This window comes from Xylophilus rhododendri (genome assembly GCF_009906855.1).
Lineage (GTDB): Bacteria > Pseudomonadota > Gammaproteobacteria > Burkholderiales > Burkholderiaceae_C > Xylophilus > Xylophilus rhododendri.
On record NZ_CP047650.1, the window covers coordinates 2,829,717 to 2,848,468 of the forward strand.

At 68.8% G+C, this 18,752-nt stretch carries 14 protein-coding genes; 8 read left to right on the top strand and 6 right to left on the bottom strand.

The genetic code is table 11. The features are described from left to right. Positions 1-5: 5 nt before the first annotated feature. Complete coding sequence (locus tag GT347_RS13030; RefSeq protein WP_160552381.1) at positions 6-2,309, top strand: fimbria/pilus outer membrane usher protein; 2,304 nt, start codon at positions 6-8, stop codon at positions 2,307-2,309. Then, positions 2,306-2,752 (top strand): Csu type fimbrial protein, encoded by a 447-nt coding sequence (locus GT347_RS13035; protein WP_160552383.1) that lies wholly within the window; start codon positions 2,306-2,308, stop codon positions 2,750-2,752. The genes GT347_RS13030 and GT347_RS13035 overlap by 4 nt, the downstream gene beginning before the upstream one ends. A gap of 19 nt (positions 2,753-2,771) precedes the next feature. Here GT347_RS13035 and GT347_RS13040 read toward each other — a convergent pair whose 3' ends face one another. Then, positions 2,772-3,125, bottom strand: coding sequence for a DUF3892 domain-containing protein (locus GT347_RS13040; protein ID WP_160552385.1), 354 nt, complete (start codon positions 3,123-3,125; stop codon positions 2,772-2,774). A gap of 166 nt (positions 3,126-3,291) precedes the next feature. Here GT347_RS13040 and GT347_RS13045 point away from each other — a divergent pair, with 166 nt between their 5' ends. After that, the gene (locus GT347_RS13045) at positions 3,292-5,364 is read left to right on the top strand and encodes an NAD(+) synthase (protein ID WP_407704154.1); all 2,073 of its coding nucleotides are present in this window, start codon (positions 3,292-3,294) and stop codon (positions 5,362-5,364) included. Here GT347_RS13045 and GT347_RS13050 read toward each other — a convergent pair. Together GT347_RS13050 and GT347_RS13055 are read right to left on the bottom strand one after the other, a co-directional pair. Next, complete coding sequence (locus GT347_RS13050) at positions 5,361-5,966, bottom strand: hypothetical protein (protein WP_160552387.1); 606 nt, start codon at positions 5,964-5,966, stop codon at positions 5,361-5,363. The two genes, GT347_RS13045 and GT347_RS13050, sit on opposite strands and share 4 nt — an antisense overlap. Before the next feature lie 96 nt (positions 5,967-6,062). After that, on the bottom strand, positions 6,063-7,112 hold the full coding sequence (locus GT347_RS13055) for an NAD(P)-dependent alcohol dehydrogenase (RefSeq protein ID WP_160552389.1): 1,050 nt from the start codon (positions 7,110-7,112) through the stop codon (positions 6,063-6,065). 340 nt (positions 7,113-7,452) lie between these two features. Between GT347_RS13055 and GT347_RS13060 the strand changes: the two genes are divergently transcribed. Both GT347_RS13060 and GT347_RS13065 read left to right on the top strand, forming a co-directional pair. Beyond that, positions 7,453-10,872: a prealbumin-like fold domain-containing protein gene (locus GT347_RS13060; RefSeq protein ID WP_160552391.1), complete on the top strand. Its 3,420-nt coding sequence runs from the start codon at positions 7,453-7,455 to the stop codon at positions 10,870-10,872. 49 nt (positions 10,873-10,921) lie between these two features. Continuing rightward, the gene (locus GT347_RS13065) at positions 10,922-11,833 is read left to right on the top strand and encodes a cation diffusion facilitator family transporter (protein ID WP_160552393.1); all 912 of its coding nucleotides are present in this window, start codon (positions 10,922-10,924) and stop codon (positions 11,831-11,833) included. 7 nt (positions 11,834-11,840) lie between these two features. Here GT347_RS13065 and pdxR read toward each other — a convergent pair whose 3' ends face one another. After that, on the bottom strand, positions 11,841-13,352 hold the full coding sequence (gene pdxR, locus GT347_RS13070; RefSeq protein WP_160552395.1) for a MocR-like pyridoxine biosynthesis transcription factor PdxR: 1,512 nt from the start codon (positions 13,350-13,352) through the stop codon (positions 11,841-11,843). 103 nt (positions 13,353-13,455) lie between these two features. Between pdxR and gabT the strand changes: the two genes are divergently transcribed. Beyond that, on the top strand, positions 13,456-14,742 hold the full coding sequence (gene gabT, locus GT347_RS13075; RefSeq protein ID WP_160552397.1) for a 4-aminobutyrate--2-oxoglutarate transaminase: 1,287 nt from the start codon (positions 13,456-13,458) through the stop codon (positions 14,740-14,742). Positions 14,743-14,752: 10 nt separating this feature from the next. Continuing rightward, positions 14,753-16,231 (top strand): NAD-dependent succinate-semialdehyde dehydrogenase, encoded by a 1,479-nt coding sequence (locus GT347_RS13080; RefSeq protein ID WP_160552398.1) that lies wholly within the window; start codon positions 14,753-14,755, stop codon positions 16,229-16,231. A 7-nt stretch (positions 16,232-16,238) separates the two neighbouring features. Here GT347_RS13080 and GT347_RS13085 read toward each other — a convergent pair whose 3' ends face one another. Continuing rightward, positions 16,239-17,402: a hypothetical protein gene (locus tag GT347_RS13085; protein ID WP_160552399.1), complete on the bottom strand. Its 1,164-nt coding sequence runs from the start codon at positions 17,400-17,402 to the stop codon at positions 16,239-16,241. A 137-nt stretch (positions 17,403-17,539) separates the two neighbouring features. Here GT347_RS13085 and GT347_RS13090 point away from each other — a divergent pair, with 137 nt between their 5' ends. Next, on the top strand, positions 17,540-17,734 hold the full coding sequence (locus GT347_RS13090) for a heavy-metal-associated domain-containing protein (RefSeq protein ID WP_160552401.1): 195 nt from the start codon (positions 17,540-17,542) through the stop codon (positions 17,732-17,734). 1 nt (position 17,735) lies between these two features. Here GT347_RS13090 and GT347_RS13095 read toward each other — a convergent pair whose 3' ends face one another. Then, a complete protein-coding gene (locus GT347_RS13095; RefSeq protein WP_160552403.1) occupies positions 17,736-18,752 on the bottom strand; it encodes a recombination-associated protein RdgC in 1,017 nt (338 codons plus the stop codon).

Consider the following 18,752-nt stretch of genomic DNA (forward strand, 5'->3'; position numbering starts at 1 on the left):
GCCGGGTGCTGCGCGCGCGGATCGTCACGCCGCTGGCGGGCTGCATGGCGCTGTGCCTGGCGCCCTGCGTTGCCGCCCCCGCCGCGGCACCGGTGGAACTGCTGCTGGCCGTGCGCCTGAACCAGGTCGATACCGGCGAAACCGCCTTGCTGCTGCAGGAGCCCGACGGCCGGCTGCTGGTGCGCGATGCCGACCTGCGGCGCTGGCGGCTGCTGGTGCCCGATGCGCCCGCGCAGCAGCAGGACGGCCAAGCCTTCCACCACCTGGACGACATCGCCGGCGCATCCTGGCAGCTCGATGCCGCCAGCCAGACGCTGTCGCTGCAGGCCGATGCGGCGCGCTTCGAATCCACCACGCTGAATCTGGACCGGCGTGACAGCGTCCTGCCCGGCCCGATCGCCACCGGCATGTTCCTGAACTACGACTTGTCCGCCACACGCGCCGGCCAGCAGAAGCAGGGCGGCGCCCTGCTGGAGCTGGGCAGTTTCCAGCCGGCCGGCGTGGGCCTGGGCAGCTTCGCCGTGCGCAGCGGCGATCTCGCCGGCCCTCGCCTCTTGCGCCTGGAAACCACCTGGACCCATGACCTGCCGGCCCGGCGCGCCAGCCTGAGGCTGGGCGACATGGTCGGCCGCGGCGGCGCCTGGGGCCTTCCGGTGCGCATGGGCGGTGTGCAATGGGCGACGAATTTCGATACGCAGCCAGGCTTCGTCACCTTCGCGATGCCGACCCTGTCCGGCCAGGCCGCCCTGCCCTCGACGGTGGACCTCTACGTGAACGATGCACTGCAGGCGCGGCAGGACATCCCCGCCGGCCCCTTCAGCCTGCAGCAGGCGCCGGTGCTGACCGGCCAGGGCGAGGCGCGCATGGTGGTGCGTGACCTGCTGGGGCGGGAGCAGACCATCGTCACGCCCTACTACGCCAGCACACGCCTGTTGCGCGCCGGCCTGCACGACTTCTCCTATGAACTGGGCCGGGTGCGCCAGGATTTCACGCTCGCCAGCAACCATTACGGCGCGGCCGCGCTGGCGCTCACCCATCGCCTGGGGCTGAGCGACGAGCTGACCGTCGAAGCGCGCGGCGAATGGCAGGCCGCGCATCGAGGTGCCGGCCTGGGCGCCGCCTGGGCATGGCCCGGTGGCGGCACGGTGCACGGCGCACTGGCGGCCAGCCGGGGCGAGCCGGGCGGTGGCTATCTGCTGGCAATAGGGGCGGAGCGCCAGACACGCCGCTTCGGCGCGGGGGTCGATCTGCAATGGACCACGCCCGGCTTCGGCCAGCTCGGCCAGTTGCCCGAGCAGCGCGCGATGCGTCAGCGGGTGCAGGCCTATACCAACCTCGCGCTGGGTCATGGCAGCTTTTCGCTGGGCTATGCGCTGCAGACGCCGCGTGACCGGGAGGCGGTGCGCCTCTGGAGCGCGGGTTATGGCGTGAGCCTGGGGCCGCTGGGCTTTCTGGCGCTGTCGCTGCTGCGCAGCGCCGGCCCGCAGGGGCGCACCGTCGCCACCCTCAGCTACACGCGGGTGCTGGACGGCCAGAGCATGAACGCCAGCGCCATCGCCCAGGATGGCGGCGCGCAGGGCCTGCTGCAATGGCAGCGCAGCGCGCCGGCGGGTGTCGGCACCGGCTATCGCATGCGGGCCTACAGCGGGCAGGACCCACGCGTCGAGGCCGGCACCACCGTGCAGCGCGACGCCGGCACCCTGCTGCTGGATGGCGCCCTGGGCTCGGGCCAGACGGCGGTGCGGGCCAGCGCGAACGGAGGTGTGGTGTGGATGGGCGGCGGCCTGCGCCTGGCACGCCAGCTCGACAGCGGCTTCGCGCTGGTGGAAGTGCCGCATCAGGCCGGCGTGGGCGTCTATGCCGACAACCAGCTGGTGGCGCACACCGATGCGGACGGCATGGCCCTGCTGCCGCGGCTGCGGGCCTACCAGCGCAACCCGGTGCGCATCGAGCAGGCGGACCTGCCGCTGGACGCGCAGATCGGCAGCCTGCAGATGCAGGCGCTGCCGGCGTTCCGCAGCGGCACGGTGCTGCGTTTTCCGGTACGCCGCATGCGCGGCGCCACGCTGACGGTGACGCGGGCGGATGGCCAGCCGCTGCCGGCCGGCGCCAGCGCCGGGCTCGACGGCCTGCCCGGGGTCTTTCCCTTCGGCGATGAGGGCCGGCTCTACCTCGAAGGACTGGAGGACCGCAACCGCGTGCATGTCCAGGGCCCGGGGGTGGACTGCGTTTTCGACCTGTCGCTGCCGGCGGATTCCGGGCCGGTGCCTGAACTGGGTGTCTACCGATGCCTCGCGCCCGTTCCATGATTCGCCGTGGATGGGCCATCCGCCTGTGCCTGGCCGTGGCGATGGCGCTGCTGCCGCCGGCCGGCGCGCTGGCGGCCAGCTGCAGTGTGTCGAGCAGCGGGCTGTCTTTCGGCCCCTACGATCCCTTCGCTCCCGGCGCGCTCGACGGCGCGGGCGACATCGCCGTGCAGTGCGATGCCGACACCGCCTACAGCATCGCGCTCGGCCCCGGCAGCGGCAGTTATGCCGCTCGCCAGATGCCGGGGGCCGGTACCGCGCTCGCCTACAACCTGTTCGTGGCGGCCTCGCGCCTGGCCGTCTGGGGCGACGGCAGCGCGGGAACTTCCCTCGTCTCGGGAAGCGTCGCCGGCGCGCACTACACCGTCTACGGCCGCATACCGGCGGCACAGAACGTGCCGGCGGGTGCTTATGCGGACCAGCTCGTCATCACCGTCAGCTACTGAGGCCCGACCGGGGCCGCGCCTACCGATGCGCCAGGAACCGCGCCGACTGCCGCATGTCCAGGCTGCGCCCTTCGCGGATCAGCCGGAAGCGCCGGCTGCATTCGGGCAGCCGCACCAGGTGGTCGGTCCAGACGCCTTCGATCTGCGCCTGCAGATAGGGCACGCGGCCCGGTTCCCGGCGCACGTCGACGTAGATGCGCTCGTCGGTGGCGGCATCCAGCACGTAATAGCGGCTGAGCTTGCCGCGGATCTGCGTGATGGCCAGCTCGACCGGGATGCGGCATTCGAATGCGCTGTGGCCCAGGTGCGTGATCAGGTGATGCGGTGCTTCCGGATGCGGCCTCTGAATGCAGTTCACTTCCAGTTCGATCATGTTGCTCCTGTACTGCCACTCGACAAAAGAGTGAGTGCACGCTTGTTTCGAGAGCTGCGTATGCTAGTGGCCGACATCTCTCGCGTAAAGTGTTTTTATCGTCGAGCGGCAAGGGCTGCCGGATGGACGTAAAGTGCAGCGCGTCGTGATCCCCTGACGAAAGCACGTGTTGACCAGCGCCGATCTGCCCTTTCACCATCCCTACCGCCACGGCTTCGCACGGCTGGCGGTCGCCGTGCCGCGCAACCGGGTGGCCGACCCGGTCTTCAATGCCGCCGAAACCATCCGCCTGTACGGCGAAGCGGCGGCCCAGGGCGCGGCCGTGGTGGCCTTTCCCGAGCTCGGCCTGTCGGCCTATACCTGCGAGGACCTGTTCCACCAGGCCGCCCTGCTCGATGCCTGCGAAACAGCGCTGCAGCAGGTGGTGGAGGCCTCGCGCCATATCGCCGCCGTGGCCATCGTCGGCCTGCCCTTGCGGGTGGAGCACCGGCTCTTCAACTGCGCGGCCGTGGTGCAGGGCGGCCGGCTGCTGGGCGTGCTGCCCAAGACCTATCTGCCCAACTACGGCGAGTTCTACGAAGGCCGGCAGTTCAACGGCGCGGACACCGCCCTGGCCACCGAGATCGAACTCTGCGGCGCCACCGTTCCCTTCGGCAGCGACCTGCTCTTCCAGGCGCGCAACCTACCCCTGCTCAAGATCCACGTGGAGATCTGCGAGGACGTCTGGGTGCCGATTCCGCCCAGCAGCTACGCGGCGCTGGCGGGGGCGACGGTGCTGGTCAACCTGTCCGCATCCAACATCACCATCGGCAAGTCGGCCTACCGCCACCAGCTGGTGAGCCTGCAGTCGGCGCGCTGCCAGGCGGCTTATCTCTACTCGTCGGCCGGCATCGGCGAATCCACCACCGACCTGGCCTGGGACGGCCAGGCGCTGATCTATGAGGCCGGCGAACTGCTGGCCGAGAGCGAGCGTTTCTCCAACCGCTCGCACATGATCCTGGCCGACGCCGACCTGGAGCGCCTCTCGCGCGAACGCATGCGGCAGAACAGCTTCGGCACCTCGGTGCAGAAGCACCGGCAGCAGCTGGCGGGCTGGCGCACCGTCGTCTTCGACCTGGCCCTGCCCGAGTCCGTGCCCGGCGGCCTGCTGCGCAAGGTGGAGCGCTTCCCCTATGTGCCCAGCGACGCCGCCAGCCGCGACGAACGCTGCCACGAGACCTTCAACATCCAGGTGCAGTCGCTGGTGCAGCGGCTCGAAGCCAGCAAGATCGACAAGGTGGTGATCGGTGTCTCGGGCGGGCTCGACTCCACCCACACCCTGCTGGTGCTGGCCCAGGCCATGGACCGGCTCGGCCTGCCGCGCCGCAACATCCTGGGCTTCACCATGCCCGGCTTCGCCACCAGCAAACGCACGCTGATGCAGGCGCACGAGCTGATGACTTCGGTGGGCTGCACCGTGCGCGAGATCGACATCCGCCCCAGCTGCACCCAGATGCTGGCCGACCTGGGCCACCCCTTCCACAACGGCGAGCCGGTCTACGACATCACCTTCGAGAACGTGCAGGCCGGCGAGCGCACCAGCCACCTGTTCCGGCTGGCCAACTTCCACGGCGCCATCGTGGCCGGCACCGGCGACCTGAGCGAGCTGGCGCTGGGCTGGTGCACCTATGGCGTGGGCGACCACATGTCGCACTACAACGTGAACGCCTCGGTGCCCAAGACGCTGATCAAGCACCTGGTGCGCTGGGTGGCCGACACCGGCATGCTGGGCGAACGCGGCAGCCAGACCCTGCGCGACATCCTGGCCACCGAGATCAGCCCCGAGCTGGTCCCCACCGATCCGAACGCCGTTGGCAGCCAGCCGGGCCAGAAGACGGAAGACACCATAGGCCCCTACGAGCTGCAGGACTTCCACCTCTACTACACGGTGCGCTACGGATTCCGGCCGAGCAAGGTGGCCTATCTGGCGTACGTGGCCTGGCATGACCGGGACCAGGGCAGTTGGCCGCAGGACCTGCCCGACGAACGCCACCAGTACTCGCTGGCGGAGATCCGCAAGCACCTGCGCACCTTCGTCTGGCGCTTCTTCCAGACCAGCCAGTTCAAGCGCTCCTGCGTGCCCAATGCGCCCAAGATCGGCTCGGGCGGCTCGCTCTCGCCGCGCGGCGACTGGCGGGCGCCGAGCGACGGCGAGTCGGCCGTCTGGCTGGCCGACCTGGAGCGTATTCCCGAGGCCTAGAACCCGCCGCGGAGCTGGTGGCGCACCAGCGCGATCATTTGGTCGAGGTTCTGCCACGCCAGTTGCTCGCGTTCGCCGGGCCAGGCAGCAGGGCGCAGCTCCAGCGGGCCGACGGGCACGAAGCTGCCGTCCGGGCGCAGCCTGCCCCGCAGGTCGCCGATCGCCAGGCCGCGCCGCTGCACCAGATCGCGGATATGCAGCAGGCTCGCCAGGGTGTTCCCGCTGAGCCAGGGCGATTGCAGCAAGCTGTGCAGCATCACGTGATCGAGCCGCGCGAAATCGACACCGGGGGCTCCGCGCTCGCGGCTCCTGGCGGCATTGCCGCGCAGGTGCCGCTGCCCATGCATGCGCGGCGCAAGCTGCTCGATGGCCGCGAGCCTTCGCCACAGGCCCCCGGCCAAGCCGCGGACCGAGGAAAACGCGGCGCGGCCCGCACTCTGCGCCGCCATGGCGATGAGGCCGCCGATATCGCCGTCCACCGGAGGCCGCACGCCATCGGACGATGGCTCCGACCGGTGCCAGGCCGGCTCGGCATCGCGCGGGATCGGCTGTGCCCGCTGGTGGAAACGGCCTGTCGCCTGAGGGGGCTGCTGGGCAAACATGAACGCGCCTTCCTTGCAAAAACGCGAATCATCATTTCCGGCGGGGAAAGGCCACGCGGGCAGACACGAAGGCCTGCCCGGCAGATGCGAAGCGGATCAGCCGATCGTGGCCATGTCCACCACGAACCGGTACTTCACGTCGCTCTTGAGCATGCGTTCGTAGGCGGTGTTGATCTGGTCCATGGCGATGGTCTCGATGTCCGACACGATGCCGTGCTTGGCGCAGAAGTCGAGCATCTCCTGCGTCTCGCGGATGCCGCCGATCAGCGAGCCGGCCAGGCGGCGGCGCTTCAAGATCAGGCTGAAGACGTTGGGCGAGGGATGCGGCGAATCGGGTGCGCCGACCAGGGTCATGGTGCCGTCGAGCTTGAGCAGCGCCAGGAAGGCGTCGAGGTCGTGCGGCGCGGCCACGGTGTTGAGGATGAAGTCGAGCTTGCCGGCCTGCGCCGCCATCTCCTCGGCGTTCTTCGAGACCACCACTTCATGCGCGCCCAGTCGCAGCGCATCGGCGCGCTTGCTCTCGGAGGTGGTGAACAGCACCACATGCGCGCCCATGGCCGCGGCGATCTTCACGCCCATGTGGCCGAGGCCGCCCAGACCCACGATGCCGACCTTGCTGCCCGGACCGACATTCCACTGACGCAGTGGCGAATAGGTGGTGATGCCCGCGCACAGCAGCGGCGCGACGGCGGCCAGCGATGCCTCGTCGTGGCTGATCTTCAGCACGAAGCTTTCGCGCACCACCATGGCGCTGGAATAGCCGCCGTAGGTGTTCTCGCCGCCGAACATCGGGCCGTTGTAGGTGCCGGTGAAGCCGTTCTCGCAGTACTGCTCGATGCCCTCGGCGCAGGGCTGGCAGTGCTGGCAGCTGTCGACCATGCAGCCCACGCCGACGATGTCGCCGACCTTGAACTTGCTCACCAGCGAGCCGACCGCGGTGACGCGGCCGACGATCTCGTGGCCCGGCACGGAGGGGTAGAGGGTGTTGTGCCATTCGTTGCGCGCGGTGTGCAGGTCGGAATGGCAGACGCCGCAGAACAGCACGTCCAGCGCCACGTCGAGCTGGCCCGGCGTGCGGCGTTCGATGGTGTGGGGCGCCAGGGGTGTGGTGGCCGACTGGGCGGCGTAGGCGAGGGCTTGGGACATGGGAGGTCGCTCCGGAAGAACGGATGGAAGAAAGAGGCGCCACCATAGCCATTCGCAGCACTCGGCGCACAGGACCCAGCGCTAATTCAGACAGTTCTGACTGGCTTTCGCCAGACCACTGCCGGCAGCGCCCAGGGATGGCAGAAAAGTGCGGGATGCCGCAAGGAGTGCTGGCGGGACTGATGGTGATTTCCCCTGTCGCGCCATGACACAGGCGATCGCCTGGGTCAGAAGATGGAGCTAGTCCGAAAGGGCTGCGCTTCTTGTCATGGGTGCAACGCGTGCGGCCAAAGCACCTCACTAGGGTGAGGGAGCACTTCCATTTTTCGATGCGCGCGCAATGAGCACCCTCATTTTTCTTTTCTCAACTCTTCTGCACAGGTTGACCACCGCGATTTATTCGGGAAGAAACCTGCGCTGGGCCGCTGCCTGGCTGTCAGCGGCCATGGTGGTGCCTGTCTGGGCGCAGAGCGCGCCCACGGTCCGCATCACCACCATCGCCACGAACGGGGTGGGCAATTTCGGCTATGGCCTGACAGGCATCACCGGAGGCGCCGCCGAGAACATCCATGTCGCAAGCGCCGGTGTGCCCGTCCCTGGAGTCACCCATACCGGCACCACGGGGGTGGCCGCATCGGTGGACCAATCCAATCCGCAGCCGGGATGGCCGCTCCAACCGGTTTCGGTGTCTTGCGTCGATACCAACGCGACGAGCAGCGGCAACGCGGCGGGTAACCTGGCGACCGTCTCCGGCCACATAGCGACGCTGCCCGCAAACGTCATGGTGCAGAACGCCAGGATCCAGTGCACCTTCATCAACACCATGCCGGCCTATACCGCGCTGACCTCCAGCGGCCCGGTCAGCGCCAACGCGGCGGACACGGTGGCCTATGCGATCAATCTGGTGAACATCGGACCGGTGCCCACCACCATGGCACTCACGATCCAGGATCAGCTTCCCCCTGGCGCCGTCGCCACCGGTGCCAGTCCCGGCGCCGGCATCCAGAGCGTGGATTGCGGCACCTTGCCCAGTGCTCCGGGTGCATTGCTGACCTGCCGTCTCGCGACGTCGCCCACCGGCATCGCCCTGGGCGCGACCGGCAGCTTCTCGCTGTCGGTGACGATGCCGTATGTCAACACCGTCGTGCCCGTCGTCAATCACCTGAGCGCCAGTACCGATGCCGTCGGCGTGCCGGCCGTGGCGCCGGGTCCGGCCTGCGTCCAGGATGCGAAAACCAATTGCAGCAGTACGACCGTCATCGTCGGCCTGGCGCCCCTGCAGGCCGCGATGCGCTTTTCGCCGGAAGTGATCGGACCGTACGGTCCGGTGTTTACCACCATGACGGTGACGGTGACCAATCCGAACCCGGTCGATGTGGTCTGGACTGCCCTGGGCGTACCCTATCCGGTGGATGTCTTCAACAGCGACGAGCTGACCTCGAAGACGACCTGTCCGGCCGGCTGGGTGAAGCCGTATCAGACCTACGATGGAATGATTGCCCACTCGGGTGGCGTGGAACTGCACGACGCGACGATCCCCGCCCACGGCAGCTGCCAGATGATCACCGACCTGACCTCGGTGAGGCCCGGCCAATACACCACCACCATCGCGGCCAACACACTCGCCTCCTACAACGCGCCGGCGACGCCGACCGCCACCAGCGCACAGTTCGAGGTGCGCGAGTTTCCGTACGTGCTGCCGGCAGCGCAACCGGTCAGCTGTCGCACCAGCGGATTCGTCTTCAATACCGCCTATGCATCGGACAGTTCCTTCAAGCCCCTGTACGCGCAGGACGATCACTGGATGGTGGGGGTCGGAACCGCCGCCGGGCCCTCCAGCGTCGCCGTCTGGAAACCCGCCGTCGTGGCGTTCCCGAAACTGGCAGTTGGCACCTGGGCGGTCTCACCTTTCTCCAACGCCAACTGGATCTCCGCGCTCAGCAATGCAGCCCATGTCGGCGAATTCGTCTATTACCGTTATGACTTCACCCTGGCCGGCAATATCGATCCCGCCACTTTCGTGCTCGGGCTCAACTTTCTGGCGGACGACCGTGTGGTCTCGATCTATGCGAACGAGGTCGTCAACTCCTTCCAAGGCAGCGGCTATTTCTCGATCGCCACCCAGGGCGTCGCGAATGTCTCCCAGGGATGGAAGCCCGGCGCCAACAGCCTTTTCGTCAAGACCTCCGACAACTACAACCTCACGGCCCTGATGGTTCAAGGCCGGATCAACGCGGTCTGCGCTTCCTCGACCGTCACCATCAAGACCGTGTCGGAAGGGGGGACCGGGGCCTTCAGCTACAGCGGCAGCAATGGCTTCACCAGCCAGGACATCACGACCACCGCGGCGGGCGTGGCGGTGACCGGCGCACCCACCCGGCTGGGTGCCCTGAACGTGGCCACCAAAATCACCCAGGCGGCGAAACAGGGTTTCAAGCTGCGCAGCGCAAGCTGTAGCGGCCTGCCGGGCGGCGGCACCGCCACCCAGACGCCCGACGGCAGCCTGCAACTCAACGCTGCGGCGGTGGTCGAAGGCGGCAACATCGTCTGCACCTTCATTAATGCCGCTGAAGCGCCTTCTTCCGCCAGCGGCGGCAGCGGCCGGGTCTTTTCGGACAATGGCATGGAAAGCGGCATCGCCAACGACGCAGTGGCCAATGGCGGTGAACGCGGCTTGCCCGGCGTGGAGGTGAGCCTGACCGACTGCGCCGGCAAGAGCCTGGCCAAGGCCACCACCGACGGCGACGGCGCGTACCGCTTGCCTGCCCCTGCGGAGATCGCCACTGGCGCTGCGCTGTGCGTGGAAGTCGCCAGATCGCCCGCCCGCACCTCCACCGGCGCCTCCATCGGCGGCACAGCCCTCCAGCCCGGCGTGGCCTTCGCCGCCGCGCCCAACACCCTCACCCTGGCTTCGGACACCAGGACCGACCGGATCGCCTTCACCTGGACCGGCACGCCGCCCGAGGGCCTGAATTTCGCCAGCGTCCCCCTCAGCACCTTCCTGCAGCCGGGACTCAGGAACGGCCTGCCCGGCAGCCATGTCGGCCACGGCCACATCTTCACCGCCGGCACGCTCGGCCAGGTGAGCTTCTCGGTGGCGGATTCCGTCTCCAGCCCGGCCAGCGCCGGCTGGAGCGAGCAGATCTTCGCCGACCCCGGCTGCACCGGCAGCCTGCAGGGCGGCGCCGCCAGGCTGTTTCCGCCGGCGGTCCCCCAGCCGGTCACGCCCGGGCAGGTCGTTTGCGTCGTGATGCTGCAATCCGTGCCGCAGCAAGCACCGCTGGGCAGCCACAACCGCGCCACCGTCGATGCGGCGTTCAGCTTCACCAACGCTGCGTCTTCGCTGTCGGCCCGCTATTCGGTCGATGACCTCACCACGGTGTCCAGCGACGCGCTCGGCCTGCTCAAGGAAGTGCGCAATGTCAGCCAGGGCGTCGCCGCGTTCGGACTGAGCAATCAGGCCAAGCCGGGGCAGACGCTGGAATACCGGATCACCTACACGAACAAGGCCGCGGAGCCTTTGCGGGGGCTGGTCATCAACGACAACACCCCTGCCTACACCAGCTTTGTCGGCGCCTCTGTCGGCAGCACGCCGGCCTCCCTCACCGGCTGCCACAAGATCACGCCGGCCGACGCCAGCGCGGTGGACTGCACGCAGGACCAGAAGCCCGGCGGCAAGGGCGGCCTGAGCTGGACCTTCGACGGCGAGCTGTCGCCCGGCGCCTCGGGCGCCGTCCTGTTCCAGGTCATCCTGGACTGATGCGGCCGCCGGCCGGGGCCGGGCGCGCGGCACGCGACAATGCCGCTCCATGCCCTCGCACCCAGACCACGCCCCGACCCCGCCCAGCCACGCCGACGCCGCCGTGCGCGCGGCCGCCGGCACCCGCAGCACCTGGGTCAGCGTGGCGGTCAACCTGGGGCTGGCCTCGCTGCAGTTCGCCATCGGCATCTTCTCGGCCTCGCAGGGCCTGATCGCCGACGGCCTGCATTCGCTGACCGACCTGCTCAGCGACATCATCGTGCTGGTGGCCGGCCCGCAGAGCCGCAAGGAGGCGGACGCGGAACACCCCTACGGCCACCAGCGCTTCGAGACCGCCGCCACGCTGGCGCTGGGGGTGCTGATGCTGGTGGTGGGCATCGGCATGGTGGCCTCCGCCGTCGTGCGGCTGGAGGCGCCCGAGGCGGTGCCGCCGGTGCATGCGGTGGCGCTGGGGGTGGCGGTGCTGGCGCTGGTCGCCAAGGAGGGGCTCTTCCGCTACATGCTGGCCATCGCCGAGCGGCTGCGCTCCACCCTGCTGGTGGCCAATGCCTGGCATGCGCGCTCGGACGCGGCGTCCTCGCTGGTGGTGGGCATCGGCATCGTCGGCAATCTCTGCGGCTATCCGCTGCTCGACCCGATCGCCGCGCTGATCGTCGGCGGCATGGTGGCCCACATGGGCTGGAAGTTCGGCTGGGGTGCGCTGCAGGACCTGATGGACCGCGGCGCGGACGCCGAGGCCCTGGCCGCCATCACCGCCACGCTGGCCGCCACGCCCGGCGTGCGCGGCGTGCACGACCTGCGCACCCGCCGCATGGGTGACCTGCTGGCGGTGGATGCGCATCTGGAGGTCGACGGCGCGCTGACCGTGGCCGCCGCCCACGAGATCACGGTGGAAGCCCGCCGACGGGTGATGGCCGAGCACAAGGTGCTCAGCGTCATGACGCACCTGGATCCGGTCTGACCGCGCCTCAGGCCGGCACGGCCTGGCGGATGCAGCGCACCACGATCTCGAAGGGCGCCAGCATCTGCTCCTGCGGCACGCTGGCGAAGCCCAGCAGCAGGCCGCTGCGGCGCCTGCGGCCCAGGTAGTAGCGCGACAGCGGCCGCACCAGCACGCCCTGCGCGGCGCAGGCCTCGGTGACGGCCACGTCGTCCATGCCCTCGGGCAGGGCCAGCACCAGGTGCAGGCCGGCGCCGGTGTCGTACTCGTGGATCCAGTCGGCGCCCAGCCACTGCTGCACCAGGGCGATCAGGAAGGCCCGGCGCGCCGCATACACCAGGCGCATCTTGCGGATGTGGGCGGCGTACAGGCCGCTGTCGATGAACTCGGCCAGCGCCGCCTGCATCAGCATGTGGCCGCCGCGGTAGAGCTCGGACTGGGCGGTTCGGAAGGCCGTCGCCACCGAGGCCGGCACCACCATGTAGGCGATGCGCAGGCCCGGGTAGAGCGTCTTGCTGAAGGTGCCGACGTAGATCACCTGCGCGGCGGGCGCGTTCGGCAGCAGGCCCTGCAGCGAGGCGATGGGCTGGCCGGCGAAGCGGAATTCGCTGTCGTAGTCGTCCTCCACCACCCAGGTGCCGTCGCGCGCCGCATGGGCCAGCAGATCGAGCCGGCGCGACATGCTCATCACCGCGCCCAGCGGGTACTGGTGCGAGGGTGTGACGAAGGCGAAGCGCGGCGCCTGCGCGGCGGGCCGGTCGCCCGGCGGCGGCCGCATGCCTTCGGCATCCACCGGCAGGGGCTTGAGCCGGATGCCGTTGATCTCCAGCACGCTGCGGGTACCCCAGTAGCCCGGCTCCTCCACCCAGGCGGTGTCGCCGGGATCGCCCAGCACCCGGGTGATCAGGTCGATGGCCTGGTGCACGCCTTCGGTCACCACGATCTGCTCCGGCTCGCACACCACCGACCGCGCCTGGCGCAGATAGACGGCCAGGCTGCGGTGCAGCGCCGGATGGCCGCCGCCGGCCGCATAACTCAGCATGGCCGGCGACTGGCTGCGCGCCAGCCGCGCCACGATCTTGGCCAGCTTCTGCTGCGGCACCTGGGTGATGTCGGGCAGGCCGGGCATGAAGGCGCCCCACTGGCGGGTCTGCGCCAGGGCCTTGTCGATCACCTGGCGGCCGCGCCGCGAAAGGCGCGCGGCGACCGCCGGCGCACCATGGGTGCTGGCCATCGCGGCGCGCGGCAGCGAAGGCGGGTCGGGTATGCGGTCGGCCACATAGGTGCCGCTGCCGGTCAGGCCCTTGGCATAACCCTCGGCCATCAGCTGCTCGTAGGCATGCATCACCGTGTTGCGCGAGATGCCCAGCTGCGCCGCCAGGTCGCGCGAGGGCGGCAGGCGGCTGGCGGCCGGCAGGCTGGCGTCGTGGATCGCGCCGCGCAGGCATTCGTAGAGCATGCGGTTGATGGCGCCGTCGGGCCGCGCCTTGCGCTCGGCTTCCAGCCGCTGGGCCAGCAGGTCGACACTGATCGGTTTCAATTGGCACCATCCATCCGGTGAAAGCGGAACTGGATTATAGGACCGCTTGGGCCTGTAATCGGGGCCGCATCCTTCCCCTCATTCCACCCTGACGAGCATCGCCATGAACAACCAGCAAATCGAACAACGCCGCATCGCCGCCGCTCCCCGTGGCGTGGGCGTCATGTGCAACTTCTACGCGGACCGCGCCGAGAACGCCACCGTCTGGGACGTGGAAGGCCGCGCCTACACCGACTTCGCCGCCGGCATCGCGGTGCTCAACACCGGCCACCGCCATCCCAAGGTGATCGCCGCCATCCAGGCGCAGCTCGACCGCTTCACCCACACCTCCTACCAGATCGTGCCCTACGAAAGCGCGGTGTCGCTGCTGGAGCGCATCAACGCGGTCGCGCCCATCGCCGGCCCCAAGAAGAGCGCGCTCTTCACCACCGGCGCCGAGGCGGTCGAGAACGCCATCAAGATCGCCCGTTCCTACACCGGCCGCCCGGGCATCGTGGCCTTCGGCGGCGGCTTCCACGGCCGCACCATGATGGGCCTGGCGCTGACCGGCAAGGTCGCGCCCTACAAGATCGGCTTCGGTCCCTTCCCGGGCGATGTCTACCACCTGCCCTTCCCCAACGCCGTGCACGGCGTGAGCGTGGCCGACAGCCTGGAGGCGCTGACCCAGCTCTTCAAGTGCGACATCGAGGCCAGCCGCGTGGCCGCGATCATCATCGAGCCGGTGCAGGGCGAAGGCGGCTTCAACATCGCGCCAGCCGAACTCATGGTGAAGCTGCGCGAGGTGTGCGATGCCAACGGCATCCTGCTGATCGCCGACGAGGTGCAGACCGGTTTCGGCCGCACCGGCAAGATGTTCGCGATGGAGCACCACACCGTGAAGCCCGACATCGTGACCATGGCCAAGAGCCTGGCCGGCGGCATGCCGCTGTCGGCTGTCTGCGGCCGCGCCGAGGTGATGGACGCACCCGCGCCCGGCGGCCTGGGCGGCACCTATGCCGGCAACCCGCTGGCCGTGGCCGCCTCGCATGCGGTGATCGATGCGATCCAGGAAGAGAAGCTGCTGGAGCGTTCGGTCAAGCTCGGCGCCCGCCTGCAGGAATACCTGGCCGACTGGCGTGAACGCAGCCCGCTGATCGCCGATGTGCGCGGCCTGGGCTCGATGGTGGCGATGGAGTTCGTCGGCACCGACGGCAAGCCCAGCGCGGCCCTGGTCGCCAAGGTGCAGCAGGAAGCCCTGTCGCGCGGCCTGCTGCTGCTGAGTTGCGGTGTGTACGGCAACGTGATCCGTTTCCTCTACCCGCTGACGATTCCCGAAGACCAGTTCGAAGCCGCCCTGGTGACCCTGGGCGAGGCCCTGGCCGTCGCGCTCGAAACCACCGTCGCCGCCTGAGGAACACGCCATGGACATGAAGACCTCGCCGCTGGCCCTGCTCAACGACCCGAGCCTGCTCAAGACCGATGCGCTGATCGACGGCCAGTGGGTCAAGGGCGCCGCCCGCTTCGATGTGAACGATCCGGCCACCGGCCTGAAGCTCGCCGACGTGCCCAACCTGGGCGCAGCCGATGCCGAGTACGCGATCAACGCCGCCAACGCCGCCTGGCCCGCCTGGCGCGCCAAGACCGGCAAGCAGCGCCACGCCATCCTGCTCAAGTGGTTCGAGCTGTTGATGGCCAACCAGGAAGACCTGGGCCGCATCATGACCGCCGAGCAGGGCAAGCCCTTCGCCGAGGCCAAGGGTGAGGTCAGCTACGCGGCCAGCTTCGTCGAATGGTTCGCGGAAGAAGCAAAGCGCATCAACGGCGAGGCCCTGCCGCAGTTCGACAACAACCGGCGCCTGCTGGTGCTCAAGCAATCCGTCGGCGTCTGCGCCGCGATCACGCCCTGGAACTTCCCCCTGGCCATGATCACCCGCAAGGTCGCACCCGCGCTGGCCGCCGGCTGCCCCGTCGTCATCAAGCCAGCCGAGCTGACCCCGCTGACCGCGCTCGCCGCAGCCGAACTGGCCGTGCGCGCCGGCATCCCGGCGGGTGTGCTCAACCTGCTGACCGCCGACAGCGAGAACTCGATCGCCATCGGCAAGGTGCTCTGCGCCTCGGACATCGTGCGCCACATCAGCTTCACCGGCTCCACCGAAGTGGGCCGCATCCTGATGGCGCAGAGCGCGCCCACCGTCAAGAAGATGTCGCTGGAACTGGGCGGCAACGCACCCTTCATCGTCTTCAATGACGCCGACATCGATTCGGCCGTGGAAGGCGCCATCGCCAGCAAGTACCGCAATGCCGGCCAGACCTGCGTCTGCGCCAACCGGCTGTATGTGCAGGACGGCGTGTACGAGCAGTTCATCGAGAAGTTCTCGGCCAAGGTCAAGAGCCTGAAGGTGGGCAACGGTTTCGACGAGGGCGTGGTGCAGGGCCCGCTGATCGAGCCGGCGGCCATCGCCAAGGTGCAGAAGCATCTGGACGATGCGCTGGCCAAGGGCGCGCGCATCACCGCGGGCGGCGAGAAGATGGAAGGCCAGTTCTTCCAGCCGACCGTGGTGGCCGATGCCACGCCCGACATGCTGTGCGCCCGCGAAGAGACCTTCGGTCCCTTCGCTCCGGTCTTCCGTTTCAAGGAAGAGCAGGAAGCCATCGACGCGGCCAACAACACCGAGTTCGGCCTGGCCAGCTACTTCTACAGCCGCGACGTGGGCCGCATCTTCCGCGTGGCCGAGGCGCTGGAGTACGGCATGGTGGGCATCAACGCGGGCGTGATCGCCACCGAGCACGTGCCCTTCGGCGGCGTCAAGCAATCGGGCCTGGGCCGCGAGGGTTCGCACCACGGCATCGACGACTATGTCGAGCTGAAGTACCTCTGCCTGGGCGATATCCAGCAGTAGTACAGCCTCAGTCGTCGGTGTCGCCCGCCCCTTGCGGGCTGCTTGCCGGTCCCGCATAGGCCGACAGCCCGAGGGACTGCCGCAAGGTATCGATGCCCCTCTGGAACTCGTCGGCCGGCGTGTCCGAGTCGAGCTTGGCCAGGATGCCGGCGCGCAGGATGGCCCGCGCCGCATCCACACGCCTGGCCATGCCGGGCTGCGGTGGCGGGGCCACCTCGTTGCCGAGCAGCGTCGTCGATTCCTTGAGGTCGTGGCAGAAGGAATGCAGCAGCACGAGATTGCGGCGCAGGCTGGCGATCTCGCCATTGCTGTGGGTCTTGCCGGTGGTCTTGTCCACCTCGGTTTCGTAGCTGCGCATGACCTGGCTGAAGTAGGCCGCGTGCCGGTGGGGATTGACGTCGGGATCGATGCAGACATCCAGGTAGCGCCGGTAGACCTTGGCGCGATAAGCCTTGTCCGCCAGCCTGGCGGTGAGCCCGGTGAGTTGCGCGGCGATGGCTCCGTATTCGGCGATGGGCGGGGCGCCATCGACCAGCTCCCGCAACTCGGACAGCCGCATCTCGGTCTGCGCCAGCAGGATGAAGGAGCTCCATTCGGGGCGGTCCTGCTTGAGCTGTTGCGCGCTCTTGACCAGGATGCGTGCGTAGCGCATCACGTGATCGAGCTTGGCGGCGAAGTCGGCGAGCTGGCCGGCATCCGGCCGCAGGCCGGTGTGCTCGTCGATGCGGCGGCTGAATGCGGTCGTCACCCGCTTGTGGAAATCCTCGCGCAGCGGGCCGGCGTGGGGATCGTCGGGGTCGAGCACCTCACCCATGCACATGCCCATGTACTGCCTGAACAGCTGGTCGGGATGGCGGATCAGGTAGGCGGGTCCGCCCGTCGGGGCCTTGGTGCTGGCGGTGACGCTCGCCTTGCGCAAGGCCATCGGTGTGGCCGCGCTGGCGGTCTCGGTTTCGATATCGGTGTTGGTGTTGGTATCGGGCTGCTGGAAGTTCTCGGCGAACGCGTCGGGATGGATGGGCGGCGGGTCGCCCAGCTGGTGACCCAGTCCCTGCAGCACGCCGTCTCCGGTGCCTTCGTTGCGGGTGACACGGGGCATCCCCGCCGCGAACGCCAGGCCCGCCGTCAGGGCGAGGAATCGCGTGAGCGAGCTTGCGAAATCGATCTTCATGCCAGGCCTCCATCCTCGGGTTGTGATGACCCGGCCAGATTAGGTGGCGCCGTCAGGGGCTTCTGCGGAGCATGGCGAACGGCCGGCCGTGACCGCGCAAAATGGCCATCTCATCCCAGCACGTTTCAGGAGCCCCCATGCAGGAGCAATTCAAGGTCGAAGGCATGAGCTGCCAGCATTGCGTCAAGGCCGTCACCCAGGCCATCCAGGACCTCGATCCCGACGCGCAGGTCAAGATCGACCTGCCCAGCGGCCGGGTCGATGTCAGCGCCGCCAGCCCGCGCGAGGAGATCCGCCAGGCGATCCAGGAGGCGGGCTACCAGGCGGCCTGAATCAGAAGGGCGCGTCGTCGTCGCTGTGCGGGGCCTGGGCTTCGGCCGGCGTCACCTTCGAGGAGGTGACGGCTGCCGTCGGCGTGGCCGCCGGGGCGCCGTCCAGCGCCGCGGGCATGCCGCCGGCCGGCATTTCGCCGCCCAGGGCTTCCAGCAGCTCGGGCAGCAGCTGGCCCAGCTCGCCGGTGGAGATGGCCGCATCGGCATCGAAGCCGTCTTCCTTCTTGTTGGCGCCGCCGCCTTCGAACACGCCTTCGAGGAAGGTGATCTTTTTCAGCTGCAGGCCTTCGGTCAGCACGAAGGCGACGCGGTCCTGCCAGGTCAGCGCCAGGCGGGTGGGCAGCTTGCCCTGCTCGATATGGCCGCGGATCTCCTCGATGTCCAGCGGATGGCGGGCGTAGCGCACCACCGCCTTGGATTCGTCGGAAGCCTTCAGCTCGCATTCGCGGTCGACGGAAAAGCCCGCGGGCGGCTCCTGGCTGATCAGCCAGTCCGACATCGCGGCCTGCGCGCTCTGCTGGGTGTAGAGCGGCACCACGGTGATGCCGGGCAGGGCATCGACCAGGGCGGTCACCACCTCGTCGGCACGGGCGTTGGCAGAGGTGCCGACCACCAGCCAGCCGTCCTGCGGATCCAGCCACACCGGCGTGGCGCCCTGGCGGGTGAAGGCCATGGGCAGCAGCTGCAGCAGAACGTCTTCCTTGAGTTCCTTGGCTTCCTTGCGGCCGGGCTTGCGGCCGGTTTCCTTCTCGATCTGGGCGATGCGCTCCTCGAGCTTGCGGCGCACCACGGTGCCGGGCACGACCTTGGCCTCGACCATGAACTTCATGATCCATTGGCCGCCGATGGATTCGACCAGCGGCGCATGGGCTTCGCCACGCGGCTCGACCCAGCCGGCCGAACGTTCCTGCGAGGCGCCGCAGGGCGCGAAGCGGGCCTTGTCCAGGCCTTCTTCCAGTTTCAACAGGGCATCGCCCTCGGGTGGGGTGATGCGGTAGACGATGAGGTTCTTGAACAC